Below are 2158 nucleotides of genomic sequence, written 5' to 3'. Positions count from 1 at the left end.
TTACAGATATGGCAATTTGCTGTTTACCTTGCTCAATAAGTTGCTTTATTGATAAAAACAAACGGGTGTTTTCTATTCCTTTTTTCATACCAACCTCGTCTTGCCTGTGAGCAATTCCTGCATCATGATCGCATCTCCAGAATAAATCGAGATGGCTTTTGCGCTTTGGTACTACCCCAGGGCATTTTACGCTGCCGTGGATAAGTAATGTAAATCCAGCGTTTGGATCTTGTTACAGCCACAAAAGCATTATTGAGCTCTTCCTTAATTTCTTGTTTAGTATGAGCTCGATAGTCAGGGAACACGCCCTCACACATCCCCATAAGAAAAACAATGTCTTTTTCCAACCCCTTCATGGTATGGACCGTACTTAACGTTAGTCCAAATGGGTTATAGTCTTCAGTTAGTTGGCCCAATGCCATCGCATTGTGGAAGGAAGAAAGCGACTCCCCTAAGCCTTTGCGCTTGAAAGTGATCCAACACCCTCTGAAATCTTGAAGCTCTTGAAGGGATCGCTCAAGTTCACCATCAGCTTCAAGTGAAGGATTAGAGCCTAATGCCCCAATTGTTGTCGTGAAATTACCACAAAGCTTGAGTATGTTAGGCTGTTCCAAGTCGAGTTCTTGAATTGCTCTTAGAAGATCCGCTTGGATTTCTGGGAATGGAATGTCAGAGTTACGTGCAACATTAGCGAACTTCTGCAACAAGTCCTCTCCACCCCATGCGTCAGGAATGTTGATTTTCAACACCGCACATAGCTTTTTACCATCAACCCAATCCTTCGGATTCAAACGAAGACGAATTGCGAGATCAAGAACTTTTCCAAAAATAGAAGAAGGCTCCACTTGACGCTCTCCTTTTTTGAGTGAGTATGATATCTGCTTTTCTTCGAGGTATTTCTCAAGAGTCTGAAAAACAAATCGATTACGAGCGATGACTACCATGTTGCTTAGGGAAATCTCACCTTCAATTTCAGAATCGCTTTTTGTCTGAAGCATCGCATTAATTTTATTGCATATCCATAGTGCTTCACTTTCTTCGTCTTGTTGTTCTTCAATCTGGCTCTTACCCTTTCGGGCGAATTCAGACTCGACTTGTGAGTCTGGCTTAAGTTTGTTGGCTATGTGAATGACTGCCTTTGAGCTTCGATAATTTTCTTTGAGTTCGAATTTACTTGGATTAAAATCTTTTACAAATTGCTGACAAAGATAATCATAAGATGAGCCATTGAATCTATAAATCATTTGATTAGGATCACCTACCATCATGACGCTCTCGATTTTATCCCCACACAAGGCTTTGATAAACTCGTATTGTGCTTTGTTAAGGTCTTGTGCTTCATCCACACAGATATGCTTATATTTGGCACGGTAAATTTGCCCGCACCATGGCTGCTCAAGAAGAATCCTGTGAGCATAAACGAGAATGTCATCAAAATCTATGCCTCCACTTTCGAGTAAGGCATCATGATAGGCTTGAAAAATCAGCCAAAAGTTAGCATCGCTTGCGTATTTCTTTTTGACTTCTTCTTCGTTCAGCAATTCTCGCTTCACAATGGAAAACTGATCCATGTAGTTTTGGATAATCCGCTCCCGATTTTTTCTGGTATTTTTGTCAGATACATTTAGGAATGCATCAACATCTACACCATTCTCGCGCAGAGATTGCAGAAAAACAGTCTTGCGATCCTGATCGCGTTCGTAGATATGTAATTCAGATGGTAGACCAATAGCATGACCGTATTGATCTAAGATGCGTTGAGCCACGGCATGGATAGTAGCTATCCAGCACCGTTCTTCAACCCCTTCCATATCATCAAGACGCGCCAGCATCTCTTCGGCTGCCTTGTTCGTGAAGGTAAGCGCGATAACTCCCTCTTTACGCGTGTTTTCAATGATGTACCGTACCCGTTCGGTCAAAACTCGGGTTTTGCCAGAGCCAGCCGAAGCCAGAACCTGCATTGGTTGACCAATGGGGGCGTGAACAATATTAGATTGTGCAGTTGATAATTTGGTCATAATACTACTCCAGCTTTGATTTTCTCGAAAAGGTCAATAACCTTTGGAGGGAATTTTTCTATCTCAAGTTCACAGAGTTTTTCAGCAATTGCTGGTGCATACTTGGGCTTGCTGGAATCAAGAATATCCATCAAAGCTTT

General features: G+C 41.9%; 1 protein-coding gene. It reads right to left on the bottom strand.

Features of this window, described 5'->3' with window-relative positions; all coding sequences use genetic code 11:
* Window positions 1–122 precede the first annotated feature (122 nt).
* Entirely contained in the window at window positions 123–2018 is a 1896-nt protein-coding gene (locus U9Q77_11235) for an ATP-dependent helicase (GenBank protein ID MEA3287929.1), read from the bottom strand.
* Window positions 2019–2158 lie beyond the last annotated feature (140 nt).

The sequence above is a fragment of the Candidatus Neomarinimicrobiota bacterium genome (genome assembly GCA_034716895.1).
In the GTDB taxonomy this organism is placed as follows: domain Bacteria; phylum Fidelibacterota; class UBA8477; order UBA8477; family JABMPR01; genus JABMPR01.
The sequence above is the reverse complement of the archived record's forward strand: the minus strand, read 5'-3'. Positions and strand labels throughout refer to the sequence as shown.

Excerpts from the sequence above, each read along its gene's own strand:
- U9Q77_11235 (MEA3287929.1), bottom strand. The coding sequence starts at position 2,018 with ATGACCAAATTATCAACTGCACAATCTAATATTGTTCACGCCCCCATT.